Source organism: Burkholderia sp. BCC1988 (assembly GCF_905339895.1).
Lineage (GTDB): Bacteria > Pseudomonadota > Gammaproteobacteria > Burkholderiales > Burkholderiaceae > Burkholderia.
Genome location: NZ_CAJPHA010000004.1, coordinates 37,461 through 51,191, shown reverse-complemented (window position 1 = coordinate 51,191; position 13,731 = coordinate 37,461). Strand labels below are relative to the sequence as shown.

The 13,731-nt window shown below is 67.3% G+C and carries 11 protein-coding genes; 6 read left to right on the top strand and 5 right to left on the bottom strand.

The window, feature by feature from the left end; all coding sequences use genetic code 11:
- Positions 1 to 133: 133 nt before the first annotated feature.
- Both U4012_RS06855 and U4012_RS06850 read left to right on the top strand, forming a co-directional pair.
- Positions 134 to 655 (top strand): lecithin retinol acyltransferase family protein, encoded by a 522-nt coding sequence (locus U4012_RS06855; protein ID WP_321797173.1) that lies wholly within the window; start codon positions 134 to 136, stop codon positions 653 to 655.
- A gap of 42 nt (positions 656 to 697) precedes the next feature.
- Positions 698 to 940, top strand: a complete 243-nt coding sequence (locus U4012_RS06850) for a hypothetical protein (RefSeq protein WP_321797171.1) — start codon at positions 698 to 700, stop codon at positions 938 to 940.
- 29 nt (positions 941 to 969) lie between these two features.
- Here U4012_RS06850 and U4012_RS06845 read toward each other — a convergent pair whose 3' ends face one another.
- Positions 970 to 1,188, bottom strand: coding sequence for a hypothetical protein (locus U4012_RS06845; RefSeq protein ID WP_124645719.1), 219 nt, complete (start codon positions 1,186 to 1,188; stop codon positions 970 to 972).
- 447 nt (positions 1,189 to 1,635) lie between these two features.
- On the opposite strand from U4012_RS06845, the gene U4012_RS06840 reads away from it, so the two are divergent.
- A complete protein-coding gene (locus U4012_RS06840) occupies positions 1,636 to 3,753 on the top strand; it encodes a serine/threonine protein kinase (RefSeq protein WP_321797166.1) in 2,118 nt (705 codons plus the stop codon).
- 17 nt (positions 3,754 to 3,770) lie between these two features.
- Here the strand turns inward: U4012_RS06840 and U4012_RS06835 are convergent, their stop codons facing one another.
- Positions 3,771 to 4,229 carry a (2Fe-2S)-binding protein gene (locus tag U4012_RS06835; RefSeq protein WP_321797165.1) on the bottom strand — a complete coding sequence of 153 codons (459 nt, stop codon included), beginning with the start codon at positions 4,227 to 4,229 and terminating at the stop codon, positions 3,771 to 3,773.
- Complete coding sequence (locus U4012_RS06830) at positions 4,157 to 6,541, bottom strand: xanthine dehydrogenase family protein molybdopterin-binding subunit (RefSeq protein WP_321797163.1); 2,385 nt, start codon at positions 6,539 to 6,541, stop codon at positions 4,157 to 4,159. The genes U4012_RS06835 and U4012_RS06830 overlap by 73 nt, the downstream gene beginning before the upstream one ends.
- 281 nt (positions 6,542 to 6,822) lie before the next feature.
- Between U4012_RS06830 and U4012_RS06825 the strand changes: the two genes are divergently transcribed.
- Together U4012_RS06825 and U4012_RS06820 are read left to right on the top strand one after the other, a co-directional pair.
- A complete protein-coding gene (locus tag U4012_RS06825) occupies positions 6,823 to 9,168 on the top strand; it encodes a hypothetical protein (protein WP_321797161.1) in 2,346 nt (781 codons plus the stop codon).
- A gap of 26 nt (positions 9,169 to 9,194) precedes the next feature.
- Entirely contained in the window at positions 9,195 to 10,151 is a 957-nt protein-coding gene (locus U4012_RS06820; protein ID WP_321797159.1) for a hypothetical protein, read from the top strand.
- 149 nt (positions 10,152 to 10,300) lie between these two features.
- Here U4012_RS06820 and U4012_RS06815 read toward each other — a convergent pair whose 3' ends face one another.
- On the bottom strand, positions 10,301 to 10,561 hold the full coding sequence (locus tag U4012_RS06815; RefSeq protein ID WP_044848682.1) for a hypothetical protein: 261 nt from the start codon (positions 10,559 to 10,561) through the stop codon (positions 10,301 to 10,303).
- 788 nt (positions 10,562 to 11,349) lie between these two features.
- Complete coding sequence (locus U4012_RS06810) at positions 11,350 to 11,610, bottom strand: hypothetical protein (RefSeq protein WP_044848681.1); 261 nt, start codon at positions 11,608 to 11,610, stop codon at positions 11,350 to 11,352.
- A 359-nt stretch (positions 11,611 to 11,969) separates the two neighbouring features.
- Here U4012_RS06810 and U4012_RS06805 point away from each other — a divergent pair, with 359 nt between their 5' ends.
- On the top strand, positions 11,970 to 13,565 hold the full coding sequence (locus U4012_RS06805; RefSeq protein WP_321797626.1) for a GMC oxidoreductase: 1,596 nt from the start codon (positions 11,970 to 11,972) through the stop codon (positions 13,563 to 13,565).
- Positions 13,566 to 13,731: the final 166 nt, after the last annotated feature.

Sequence of the window (13,731 nt, the reverse complement as noted above, 5' to 3'; positions counted from 1 at the left end):
GTTCGCCGGGCGTTTCCCGCCAGGCCTTGCACGGCGGGCGCCGCGGATAGTGGCACGCTTGATGCAGGTTAGTTGGCAACCGGCTGACCCATGAGCAACACGGGCGGCCGCCAACCTGCAGACGGAGCCCGTCATGGAACGCGACCTTCAACCAGTGAACAGCATTGCGGACGCAAGCGCGCAGGCAGCTTCGCTGTCCGGCGGCGTCGACGCACTGCCGCTCGGCGCGCACCTGGTTTCCGACCGCGGCGCCTACAGCCATCACGGCATCTACGTCGGCGACGGGCGCGTCGTCCACTACGCGGGGCTGTGCACGTCGCTGCATCGCGGCCCGATCGAGGAAGTCACGCTCGAACGCTTCGCCGCCGGTCACGCGGTGCGCGTCGTGCCGCATCCGTACGCCGCCTATGCGGGACGCACCGCGGTGCTGCGCGCGCGTTCGCGTCTGGGCGAAAACCGCTATCGCCTGCTCACGAACAACTGCGAGCACTTCTGCACGTGGTGCGTGGAAGGGACGGGCCACAGCGAGCAGGTTCGCACCTGCGTCATGCATCCGCGGACGGCCGTCCGGTTCGCGCTGTCCGTCTGCCGCGCGCTGCTCGCGGCGCGGCGCGCGGGCGGACGAGGTGCCGTGGCCGCCATCGCCGCCGCATGAGCGACGTCCCGGCGCGTTCGACATCGTCATCAGGGGGCTCAAATGAACGGAACCGAATCCTCGCTGCGCATGCAGGTCGACAAGTGGCTCGCGCCGAGCGCGCGCGTGCCGGCGCGCATCGTGCGCTTCAGCCGCCTGCCGGTGCAACGGCGGCGCTTCGTCTGCGTCGAGGCCGTGCATCCGGCCGGCACGATCGCGATCTTCTTCTTTCGTCACGACGACGGCTCGTGGTGCGTGTTCCCGCCGGCCGATCGGCGGCCCGCGATGATGTCGCAGGCGGCCTGATCGTGCGTGCGCGGCCGGATGGTGTGCCGTCAGCGCAACAGGGTCGGGCGCGCCGGGGACGCCGCCGCTTCGGCCGCCGGTGCATGTTTCAGTGCAGCCCCGCGGGCGTCGGTGTGCAGATAGGGGAAAGGCTGCGGCGCGAGCATCGTCTGATGCGCACGGACCCGCGCGCCACCGCTGATGGCGGCCATCGCCTGGCGGTCGAGGTCGACGCTTTCGGGAAGATCGTTGATGACGAGCACGCCCATGGTTGACTCCGCGAAATCGGATGGAAGAGGGGCAGCCATGCAGCATCGTGCGATGTGCCGACGTACCGGGAATCTGTCCAGTATAGGTTCGCCGCACGACCGCGCGCGCCGGAAAATCGATCGGGCAGCGCGGGCGCGCGTGGACGGCGAAAACCTGCAGCCGGTTCGCGATCGATCGACGTGAATTCTAGTTCCGGCACCGATTGCACAGGGCGTGACCGCAGACTAGTATGATTTGTTAGACGTCCTGTCAGAAGGCCCGCGGCCGGTGCGGCGCGCAGCCGAATTCGTCTGATGATGACGTGGCAGCGTGCGCGGGTTCGATGGTGTCCGGTGCATCAACGACATGTCGCGCTGCACGGGTACGTCGTGGACGGTCCTTGCCCTGGCGGCGCCGCGGGACGCCGAAGCGGGTCGGCAAGCTGAAGCTGAGTAGACGGCATACGAATGATGAGCTTTGCGCAGCTGATTCAGACATTCCAGAGCGGGACGCTGTCGCAGGAAGCGTTCTTCTCGGAGATCGACCGTGTGCTGGCGACCGATCAGGTCGATTGCGCGCGGTTGCGCGAAGTGCTCGACCAGACGCAAACCACGCAGCCGTTGTCGGACGATATCTATGTGGAAGTGCTGAAACGCCTCGAGCGGTGTCGCGACAGAACGGCATCCGCGGGCGACGCGACCCGGATCCAGGAGAGCCCGCTTCGGCCGGACGCGCGTCCGGGCATCGCGCCCGGGCCGTCGGGCGACGCACTGTCCGTCGACGGCGAGCGCGTGAAAGGCATCGGCGATACGCTGAACGGGCGCTTCGTGCTGGAGGAGTGCCTGGGCGTCGGCGGCATGGGTACCGTGTACAAGGCGCTCGACCTGCGCAAGCTGGAGGCGTCGGATCGCAAGCCGCACATCGCGATCAAGGTGCTCAATGTGCAGTTTCGCGGCCAGCCGACGTCGCTGATCGCGCTTCAGCGTGAGGCCCGCAAGGCGCAGACGCTCGCCCATCGCAACATCGTCACCGTCTACGACTTCGATCGCGACGGTCCGCTCGTCTACCTCACGATGGAGTATCTGTCGGGCCGGCCGCTCAGCAAGGTGCTGCGCGCGCCGGACTTCAAGGGCATGCCCCTCGATGCCGCGTTGCCGATCATCGCCGGCATGGGCCAGGCGCTCGCCTACGCGCACGAGCGCGGCTTCGTTCACTGCGATTTCAAGCCCGCCAACGTATTCCTGACCGACCGCGGTGAGGTGAAGGTGATCGACTTCGGGATTGCGCGCGCATTCCAGCGCCGCGACGAGGATCCCGACGTGACCGTGTTCGACCCGGCGAGCCTCGGCGGCATCACGCCGGCCTATGCGAGCCCGGAGATGTTCGAGCATCTCGAGCCGGATCCGCGCGACGACGTCTACGCGCTCGCCTGCGTCACCTACGAATTGCTGACCGGGCACCATCCGTTCAATCGGCTGTCGGCCACCCAGGCGCGTCACGACCACTTGCGGCCCGAGCGTCATCCCGGTCTCGATCGCACGCAATGGCGAACCTTGAGCGCCGCGTTGTCGTTCGACCGCGCGGCGCGCACGCCCAGCGTCAACCAGTTCCTGGAAGGCATGGGCGTGCTCAAGCCACCGGCCCGGGCATCGGGCGTACGCGTGGGGGTGGCCGTGGGCGCTTGCACGGCGGCGGCGGTCGCCGTGCTCTGGTACGGCTACCAGGCGCTTTCGCGCAGCGGTGACGGGCGCTCCGCAACGGATACGGTTGCGCACGCGACCGCCGGCGGCGGGAATGGCGCGACGGCGAGCGCCAGTGCCGGCAGCGCGCCGGCGGCCGCCGCGAACGCCGTGCCTGCTGCTGCCAGCGCACCGCCGCCGGCAGCACCGGCACCGACACCCGCACCGGCGATCTCGCTGGCGGCCGTGACGGCTGCGCTGGCGCGCGTACCGTGTTCGGCGCTGGTTGCATCGGTGCAGGATCGCGTGCTGCAGGTGCGCGGTTATACGGAAGCCGGTGTCGGCATCGGCCGCGTGCGCAGCGCACTCGGCGGCCTGGCGGGCGGGCCGGCAGCCAGGCTCGACGTGCGTCCGGTCGATGCCCGCGATTGCGAGGTCGTGAGCGCGCTGGCCCCGTACTGGCGATCGAATCAGGCATCGTCACACGCCGCGTCGCTCCGTACGCGAGCGCCGGACGCGCATCTCGCGGAAGGCAGCCCGCTCGTCATCGACATCACGACACCCGCTTACGAGTCGTATGTGAACGTCGATTACTACGTGCTGAACGGGAGCGTCGTGCATCTCGTGCCGAGCAGCCGCGAACGCGACAACCAGGCGCCGCCGAATTACGCCGCGACGATCGGCAGCATGGGCGAGTGGGTGATCGGGCCGCCGTTCGGCACCGAGATGATCGTGCTCCTCGTCACGCCCGCGCCGCTGTTCGACGGGTTACGGCCTTCATCCGAGCCGCGCGCCGCCTATCTCGCGGCAATCGAGCGGCAATTGAAGCTGTTCGAGGCCAAATACGGCGAGGGGCGCATTGCCGCCGATTTCATCCAGATCACGACGCATGCCAACGGCCACTGATCGGGCCGATGCGCCGGTCAGCGGCCCAGCGCTTGCGCCGCCTGGTGAATGGCGCGGCGGATGCGGGGAAACGTGCCGCACCGGCATGCGATGTTCTTCATGGCTTCGTCGATCTGGTGGTCGTCGGGGCGAGGGCAGCGCATCAGCAGCGCGGTGGCGGCAATCAGCTGCGCGCTCTGGCAATAGCCGCATTGCACGACGTCGACGGCAATCCACGCGTTCTTCAGCGCCCGCGCTTCGACGCCGTCCAGCCCTTCGATGGTGGTGATGTGCGCGCCGTTCAGCGTACCGACCGGCAACTGGCACGCGGGCACGGCCTGATCGTTCAGGAGCACCGTGCACGCACCGCAGACGCCGACACCGCAGCCGAACTTCGTGCCGGTCAGCTTCCGTTCGCACCGAATCACCCAGAGCAGCGGCGTGTCGGGCTCGGTATCGAGGTCAGCGGTTTCCCCGTTGATACGGACTGACACCATCGGTCGTCTCCTTGCCCGGGCGGGCTCGGCTTGATGAGCGGCAGCGTGCGATGACGCACGCCCGTGAGCGCATACAGCGCATTCGCCACGGCCGCCGCGATCGGCGGCGTGCCCGCTTCGCCGACGCCGTGCGGCTCGGTCCCGCCGGCCAGGACTTGCGTGACGATCTCGGGGCAAGTCTCCATGTTGACCAGCGGATAGCTGTCGAAATACTGCTGCGCGACTTGCCCGTTCTCGATCGTGATCGCCTGCTCCAGCGCGGCCGACAATCCGAAGATGATCCCGCTCTCCATCTGCTGCTCGACCAGGTTCGGATTCACGGCCAGCCCGCAGTCGATCACGCAGAACACGCGCGTCACGCGAAAGCCGTCACCGTCCTGCCGGAGTTCGGCGACTTGCGCGACCACGCTGCCGAACGATTCGTGCATCGCGACGCCGCGTGCGCGCCGCGCGCCGGTCTCGTCACGCCACGCCAGCGGCGAACGCCAGCCGGATAGCGCGACGAGCGCCCGCAACACGGCCACGTGGCGCTCGTGCGCCGGCTGCTTCAGCATGTCGAGCCGAAACTGGATCGGGTCCTTGCGAGCCAGCGCCGCCATCTCGTCGATGAAGCTCTCGACGAAGAATGCCTGATGCGAGTGTCCGACGGAGCGCCAGTAGCCAACCGGAACCGGGAGCGTCACCGTATTGTGCTGGACGAGAATGTTCGCGCATTCATAGGGCAGGTCGAATGCGCCTTCCGCCGTGGTGGCGTCGGGCAGCCATTTCGCGGCGAGGCCCGGCATGCCGAAGGTGCGCGGCATCGCCTGCGCGCTGATCGACTGGCTCGCCGACACGCCTTTCCAGGCAACCAGCCTGCCGCTCGCATCGATGGCGCCGCTGTATCTCGCCACGCAGGCCGGGCGGTAGAAGTCGTGCGTCATGTCCTGCGGGCGCGACCAGATCGTCTGGACGGGCCGCCCCTTCGCATGAAGCGCGATGGCGGCCGCCTGCGTGATGAAGTCGACTTCGAGCCGCCTGCCGAAGGCCCCGCCGATCAATTGCTGGTTCACGACCACCTTGTCTTCGTCCAGGCCCAGCAGCGCCGCGACTGCCCGGCGTGCCACCATCGGAACCTGCGTGCCGCACCAGATCGTTGCCGCGTCGTCGTCGACCCGCACCGTGCAATTCATCGGTTCCAGCGGCCCGTGAGCCAGGTACGGCACTTCGTACTGCGCGACGAACGGCTTCGCGTGGCCCAGCGCCGCATCGGCGTCGCCGGCGGCGTAGAACACGTGGCGCCCGTCATCGCCGTCGAGGGCGCGCGTCAATACCGTGCGGACGTCCGCGGTATTCACGCCCGCAGCCGGCCCGTGATCCCATGTGACCGGCAACCCGCACAACGTCCGCATGGCGATGAAGGGATTGTCGGCAATGACGGCAACGCCTCCCGTTCCGCCGTGGTATGGCGCGATCGTGAAGACGCCGGTCACGCCCTTCAGGCCGCCGACCCTGGACCGGTCGACCGCCAGCGCCGTTCCGCCGAGTGTCGGGCACATCGCGACGCTCGCATACAGGAGCTTGTCCGGAAGCACGTCGATGCCATAGCGCGCGCTGCCGTCGAGCTTCGCGTGCGCCTCGATGCGGCCCAGCCGTTTCCCGACCAGCATGAAAGTCTTCGGGTCCTTCAGAGCGACATGTGCCGGGCGCGGCACGTCCCGCGCGCGCTCGACAAGTTCGCCGTACGTCGCCGAGCGCCCCGACCGATGCAGCACCGCGCCGGCTTTCGTCTCGCATTCGGCGACGGGCACCTGCCAAAGCTGCGCCGCGGCGCTGCGCAACATGATGCGGGCCGTGGCGCCCGCTTCGCGCATGGGCCCCCACAGATCGATCATGCTCGTCGATCCGCCCGTTACCATCGAACCCAGATAGCGTGCGCCGTGGCGCACCAGGGCCGCCGCGCCGCGCGCGAGCAGGCTGTCGTCATCGGGACGAAACGGCAGGCCGTCGGCCAGTGATTCGCGGTCCTTGTAGATCGTGTCGAGCGGGGACATGACGATGCGCACGCGCGACCAGTCCGCATCCAGCTCTTCGGCCAGCAACATGGCCGCGCCGGTATGTATCCCCTGGCCCATTTCGGATTTGCTCATGACGATCGTCACGTCGTTAGCGGAACTGATCATCACCCAGCCGTTCAGCGGCACATCGACGCGCGACATCGCCAGCTGCGCGGGTATGGCCAGCCGGTCGTCGCGGCGCCACCACGCCCAGCCGATCACCAGCGTGCCCGCCACGCCCGCACTGCCCAGCACGAAGGTTCTGCGCGTCAACATGAGGTGGCCGCCGACATGTGTTGATCGAGTCACGGCGCCGCCGGCGAATCACGCCACGCGCCTCCGGCATTCAATGTTTCAAACACAATCCGACATTTCATTGCAGCTGCAATCACCTATATTAGTCACTGATCTCGGCAACCGAGAACCTGAGTGTGAGGTTCGTTTGAAACAAGCGCTGAAGAGGCGGCCTGCAGCGACCGGATCGACATGCGTGGGGTTCCGGGACGCGAAGCGCATCGAGCCGGCCGCTTCGAACGCACCACCGCCGGAGGCCGTCGATGCTCGTCGATGAGGTTCACGCGTTGCTGCTCGGGTTGCCGGCGCCGTGGCGAGCAGCGTTCGAACGTCACGGTCTCGACCTGTCCGATTCGGGCACGCCCGAGGAGACGGCGAAGCGACTGAGCCGGCCGCTGCCGATCGACTGGGACGATCCGCGCATTCACGATCTCTGCCCGGACACCACGCGGGCGATCGAGCCCGGCGACCCGGCACGCAGTCTGGTCTATCACCTGCTCGCACTGTCCACGTGCCCGGCGCCGGATGCCGGCGTACGCCTCGAGGCAATCGACTTGCTGGAGAACTACATCGATGCGCTGGCGCCGTTGCCGCCCGACTGGCAGACGCTGGACATCGCGGTGCTGGCTTACCAGTACCGGCCCGCGCGCCGTACCGGACATCAGCAGCATGCGGACCTCGTGTTCTCGCGACTCGGCATTGCCCGCAACGGCGACGTCGACGCAAGCTACGACGAGCAGACCCGCAGCTTCGTGCCGCACGTGCCGGACGGGATCGAGCATGTCCGCGCGATGCCGGCGCGCTATGGCGCGTTTCTCGTGCGCCGGGTCGCCGGCCCCGGCACGCTCGCGCTGATCGAGGGCAGGCAAGCGGGCGACGATCGGCGCACCTTCATCGAACCGGTGCGCAAGCTGTTTCCCGATGAATGCCTGCCCGGACGCCGGTTGACGTTGCAATATGGCCACTGCCATCGCGGCGAGAAGCTGAAGCGGGCCGTCGAGGCGCGCTGGGGCGTGCGGCCGTCGCCATCCGGCGATCTGGGCGGCGCACCGTATGCGATCTGCTCCGAGGACGCCGGCACGGCACCGCCTGCCGGCGCGAGCACCCCGGCAGTCGCACTGAAGCGTTCGGGCGCGGCCGTACTCCTGATCCCGGCCGCGCGGCCGCTGATCGAGCCGGTGAACGCCGCCAACTTCGGCGTGCACGGCTTCGGCGTGCCGGCTCGATGGCGGCTGGCCCCGCTCGCCAACCGGCGCTTCACGACGATGAGAATCATCACGAATCTGTGGAAGCTGGTGCTGGCCGCCGTCGACGACGTGCGGCAGCACTATTTTCCGCATTTCGCGCCCGCCTGGCTTCGATTTCCCGAACCGCGCAATGCACCGGAGTTCATCAACATCCGGCACAAGGCGCATGAGGACGGCTCCTGCACGGATATGCGCGCGCATCCCGTCGACCGACGGGCATTCCTCGGGGAAGTCGGCAAAGGCGGCTATCGCGCGCAGCTGTTTCTGGATCACTGCAGCGAAGGCGTCGTGACGATCCGTATCGCCGAGCTGGCGGGACACGCTGTACACCCGGCCTATTCGGTCGTTGCCGCGCCGGATTTCTACCCGTACGCCGACCAGGCGGAATTGCAGCGCTGGTTCAAGGACCGGCGGATCGATCCGAAGTCGCAGTTCAGGAGCGGCTCGCCGATATCGCTCAGCGCCGAGCGCCTGCCGGCCAATCCCCATCACGTCGATCCGTTCAGCCATACGCAGGCGTTTTCGCCGCGTGACGAGACGGTCGCCGTCGCGTTCAGCCGGGCGGCACGCTCGGCGCGGCGGCGGGACCGGGACGTGCAGATGCCGCGCATGACCTCGTTTCTGTCGGACGCGTCTTCGGGCGTGTTTGCGCCAGGCTGGGACGTCACCTATGCGGGCAACCGGCGCGGCATCTTCCTCGCCACCTTCGGGCTGGGCAGCCCGTTCGCCGAAGATATCAAGCTGTGCGCTGCCTCCAACAGCTTCTGGCCCGCCGTGAGTCCCGACGCGTCCAGAACCTTCAACCGGAGCGACGCGCCGACCGCGATCCCGATGCTCGACCATGAACTCGGCCTGCATCCGTGTCATCCGCTGGTCACGCGCGGCGACGAGTCGAACACGCGGCGCGGATGGGACGGCGAATACGGCCCGTACCTGACGCCCGACGGCAGCGTGGATTACGCGGACATCGAACGCTCGGACTACGTCGCCAACGCGCTGCACGGCGAGATGCTGTACGGCGCGTTCGAGCATGTCGATTCGGCCGAGCTGATCCGGCGCATCGGTGCATTGCGCCATGCCGTCGCCGCATGCGACCACGGGCAAACGCCGTCGCATACGAAGCTGTGGCTGGTATCCGCGCGGGCACTTCGCGAAGCCGAGGCTGCGGACGCGTCGGGCGTTGCCGGGCGCTATCGCTTTCTTTTCGTTCTGCCTGCTGCCGATGCGACGCCGGCGCAGCACATGCCGGGACGGTTGCGCGTGCGCTACGGTGAGGCGATCCGTTGCGATGCGACCGAGGCCCGGGTGATCGGCCCCGTGCTGCGCTGCGCACCGGGGCCGCACGCGCTCGGGCTTTACTGAAGGGAACCGCGATGAATGCGATCGACGTGCTCGTGGTCGGCGACGGGCCTGCCGGATGCGCTGCCGCGATCGCGGCAGCAAGAGCGGGCGGCAACGTGTGGATGCTGGGCCGCGGGCGTTCGCGGGCGGCGCCGGAATGCGTGTCCGGCGCCGCGCTCGCGCTGCTCGATCGACTGGCGCCGAGCCTCGCGCGGCAACCGCATACATGGCTCGATGATGTGGCCGATGCGCAGCGGGGACGTGCGGTCATCCGCAGCCGGCTCGACGACGGCCTGCGTGCCGAAGCGCTGGCTGCCGGCGTTCGCTATTCACGTGCGCCCGCCGGCGGGCTTCTCGCGCGTGTCGAACATGGCGCGGTCGTGGGCATCACGCACGGCGACGGCGCTGTCGGCGCAAGCACCGTGATCGATGCAACCGGCGTCAACGGGTGGCTGCGTCGCGCGATGCGGCTCGAGGTGGCGACCGACTCTTCGCTGTTCTGGCTTCGCCGCGGCTACGCGCGCGGGCCCGGCACGCACCCCGGCACATACTGGAACATCGCGCGCGGCGGCTGGCTGTGGATGAGGGCGACGTCCACGTTCCGGATCTGGACGTCGCTATCGACGCTGCGCGATGGCGAGATCGCGTGGCCGGCGGACACGACACCCGTCGGACCGGTGTGGCGCGAGGGCAGACGCTGGCAGTGCGTGCGCCGGACCGCGGGCCCGGGCTATATCGTGTGCGGCGATGCGGCGGGTTATCTCGACCCCGCGACAGGAGACGGTTTGCGTTTCGCCATCGCTTCCGGCCTGCGCGCGGGTGCAATGGCCGTCGACGTTTCGCGTCATCCCGGTCGGGCAAGCGTGCTGGCCGCGCTGTACTGCGACTGGGTGACACACAGCTACGAGCGCAGCAGAGCCGTGTTGGCACGGAGTTACGCGCGTGCTGGGCTCGATCTCGGATGGCGCGACGCAGTCCACTGCGCGGCAGTGGATGCGGCATGAAGGCCGGTTGCGCTTTCGACCATGCAAAGAAGCCCGCCAGCGGGACCTGGCGGGCTTGAAACGCCGCGGGACGAACCCGCGGCGGGCTGAGGAACTTCGGTACGACTCGATCGAAACACTACTGCGACTGCAAGCAAGCATCGCGAAACTTACAAGCCCAGCTTCGCGATGACCTGGCCGCCGAGGTTGTTGATCGAGTTGGTCACGCTGGTGAGATCCTGGTGGGTCGATGCATCGACCTGCGTCACCGGCGCCGTGATGGTATTGGCGCTGGCGAACGAGAATCCGCCGCCGGTCACGATGTTGTTGATACCTGCGTTCTGGAACACGCTACCCCCGCTGACGGAAGCCATTTCCTTGCGGCTGAGTTCGTGGGCGTGGGACAGATCGTTGATCATCAGTGCGGACATGGTCAATCTCCTTGAGTGTGTTGCGGTTTGGAAAGAGCACGTTTCGTTGCGCTCGCAGCTATCAATGCACGGCGCGTGCCAGGCTCTGCTCATGCGCGCGGGAAACACATCCAACCTCATGAAAACAAACGCAATTCAATCCGCTCGACGCGATTTCACCGGGTTCGCCGGGCAAGATCGGAGCACGGCGGTGTCGGGTTCTTCCAGACGGTTTCCGCGTCTGCTGTTCTATCCCGGCCAACAGGAACGGGACATGACGTTTGCGATTCGCGTCGAAGGCATCGACGGGCAGCCGCAGCGTGTGAGCGCCTGCGCAGGAAAGCCCTCGACGCGATGCTGCGCCGACGGTCGGCGGCAACCGGCCTTGACGCAACGATCGTCACGATGTACTTCGGATCACTGAATTTAACGCGTACCATCCGGAATGGCACAACGCATCGGGACTGCCGCGCCGACGGCCAACGACGCATCGATGCGACCACGCGGAACCATGACGGGCGCCGCGGCGCCATCCGCCTCGACGAGGCGAAGCGGATCCGCGTGCAGGGAAGGGAGGTCGAAGGCGCGGCGGGATCAGCCCGGCCGCTGATGGACGCGGGCGGTGCTGCCGACGGGGCGTCGGCCCATCTGCCCGTTCATGCCGGCTTCGTTTTTATCATGCAGGGAAGCCCGCCAGGGAACACGGCCTGGCGGGCTTTGAACGCCGCGAGGACAACCCCGCGGCGGGCTGGAGCGTTTCGGTCGACGCTGTCGGACACGGTTGCCGCTGAGCGGACATCCGGCGCAGCTTAGAGGCCCAGCTTTCCGACGACCAGGCCGCCGAGGTTGTTGATCGAGTTGGTCACGCTGGTGAGATCCAGGTGGGTCGATGCATCGACCTGGGTGACCGGGGCCGTGATGGTATTGGGGCTCGCGAACGAGAAGCCGCCGCCGGTTGCGATGTTGTTGATTCCGTAGTTCTGGAACACGCTACCACCGCGGACGGAAGCCATTTCCTTGCGGCTGAGTTCGTGGGCGCGGGACAGGTCGCTGATCATCAGTGCGGACATGATAAATCTCCTAAGTTTGCTGCGGTTTTGGAAGAGAGCACGTTTTCGTTGCGCTCGCAGCTACAAATGCATGAGGCGTGCCAGCCCGCGTCACGCCTGCGCGATTGTCGCTTAACCCAATGAAAACAAAGGACATTTCATCCAGCCTCCGATAATTCGCCGCGTGCGCCGGGCAAGCTCGCGGAAAGACGATGTCGGGTGTTGCCAAACAATTTGCCGGGCAACTGTTTCGCGTCATCCAACACGAAGGCGGCCTGACTGCCCGCATCGGCTTCGCTCGGTCCGGCCTCGCGATGCCGCGGATGCTTCGGGTCGTTCGTATCGGAACCGTGGCGCACCTGCGTCAGGAGATCGTCGTCATGAGCGCGCTTGAATACGATGTCGTCGTGGTCGGCAGTGGCTTCGGGGGCGCGGTGGCGGCCTGCCGCCTCGCGGAAGCGGGATGGAGGGTGCTGGTGCTGGAGCGTGGCCGGCGCTGGACGCCGAAGACGTATCCGCGCGACGAGACCGACCCGTGGCTCTGGAACCAGCAGAACCCGCAACGCTTCCACGGCTGGGCCGACCTGCGTGTTTTTTCCGACATGTCGGTGGTGACTGCCGCGGGCGTCGGCGGCGGGTCGCTGATCTACGCCAACGTCTCGGTCGAGGCAAAACCCGACGCGTTCGAGCATGGCTGGCCGCCGGAGATCACGTACGAGGCGCTCGAGCCTTATTACCAGCGCGTGGGCTGGATGCTGTCGGTCCAGGAGGTGCCCGACAACCAGATCAGCGAACGCACCCGCTTGTTGCGCGACGCGGCCGACGCCTGCGGCTGGGGCGATCGGTATCGCAAGTTGCCGCTCGCCGTGTCGTTTTCGTCGACTTACGATCCGTCCTTGCCCGACGCGCGTGACGACCGGCATTCCGTCAGGTACGTCAACGTGCACGGGGTATCGCAAGGCACGTGCGTACACTGCGGCAATTGCGACATCGGATGCCAGGTGTCGGCGAAGAACACGCTCGATCTGAACTATTTGGCCGTGGCCGAGCGCCATGGCGCAACGATCCTGCCGCTGCACGTCGTGCACAAGCTCGAGCCGCTCGGCCAGGGATGGCGCGTGCATTTCAACGTCATCGATCCGGCCGCGGGCAGTTTCATGCCCGGATCCGTCACGGCGACCAGGGTGATCGTCAGCGCCGGATCGATCGGCAGCACCGAGCTGCTGCTGCGCTGTCGCGACGCGCATCGCACGCTGCCGAATCTATCGCCGCGGCTCGGCTGGGGCTGGGCCTTCAACGGCGACTTCGTGACGCCGGCCTTCTACGGCAGCCGGAAGATCTCGCCGTCGCACGGCGTCACCATTTCCGCCGCGATCGACCTGCTCGACGGGGCTGCCGACGATGGTCAGCCCTTGTTCGTCGAGGATGGCGGCGTGCCCAATCTTGCGCATGATTTCGTGCGCCGCCACCTGCAGCGCTCGCACGGCACGGCGATGCGCACGTTCTGGCGAGCCTTCGCGCGCCATTTCGATTGCGACGACCCGGTCGAGAACATGATGCCCTGGTTCGGCCAGGCGATCGATCCGGGAGACGGGCGCATGCGTCTCGGTCGCTGCTGGTTTGCGCCGTGGCGTCGCGTGTTGCGGCTCGACTGGTCGTACACGCGATCGCAGGCGGTGGTCGATGCGATGGTCGACACGCACCGGCGCCTGTCGGCCGCCACGGGCGGCGAACCCTTCGTCCCTCCGACGTGGAGCGACTTCCACAGGCTGATCACCCCGCATCCGCTCGGTGGTTGCAACATGGGGCTCACGCACGCGGATGGCGTGGTAAACGCGGACGGAAAAGTATTCGGTTACGACGGGCTCTACGTGATGGACGGTGCGACGATCCCGCGTGCGCTCGGGCTGAATCCGTCGCGCACGATCGCCGCATTGGCCGAGCGCAACGTCGCCGTGTTGCTTGGCCGGCGTTAAGCGAAGGTGTTCCGGATCGGCGACGGTTGACGGGGCATCCTGATCGTCACAATGGATAGCGTGGACACGCGCGCCGAACGCATCGGGATCGGGGCGAATACCGATACGATTTCCACGCGCGTACCGTTGGGTGGTCCTGCCTTTGCGAAACGGCAGGCATTGCAGG

Coding starts and splice junctions, on each gene's coding strand:
- U4012_RS06855 (WP_321797173.1), top strand. CDS start 134: ATGGAACGCGACCTTCAACCAGTGAACAGCATTGCGGACGCAAGCGCG.
- U4012_RS06850 (WP_321797171.1), top strand. CDS start 698: ATGAACGGAACCGAATCCTCGCTGCGCATGCAGGTCGACAAGTGGCTC.
- U4012_RS06845 (WP_124645719.1), bottom strand. CDS start 1,188: ATGGGCGTGCTCGTCATCAACGATCTTCCCGAAAGCGTCGACCTCGAC.
- U4012_RS06840 (WP_321797166.1), top strand. CDS start 1,636: ATGATGAGCTTTGCGCAGCTGATTCAGACATTCCAGAGCGGGACGCTG.
- U4012_RS06835 (WP_321797165.1), bottom strand. CDS start 4,229: ATGGTGTCAGTCCGTATCAACGGGGAAACCGCTGACCTCGATACCGAG.
- U4012_RS06830 (WP_321797163.1), bottom strand. CDS start 6,541: ATGTTGACGCGCAGAACCTTCGTGCTGGGCAGTGCGGGCGTGGCGGGC.
- U4012_RS06825 (WP_321797161.1), top strand. CDS start 6,823: ATGCTCGTCGATGAGGTTCACGCGTTGCTGCTCGGGTTGCCGGCGCCG.
- U4012_RS06815 (WP_044848682.1), bottom strand. CDS start 10,561: ATGTCCGCACTGATGATCAACGATCTGTCCCACGCCCACGAACTCAGC.
- U4012_RS06810 (WP_044848681.1), bottom strand. CDS start 11,610: ATGTCCGCACTGATGATCAGCGACCTGTCCCGCGCCCACGAACTCAGC.
- U4012_RS06805 (WP_321797626.1), top strand. CDS start 11,970: ATGAGCGCGCTTGAATACGATGTCGTCGTGGTCGGCAGTGGCTTCGGG.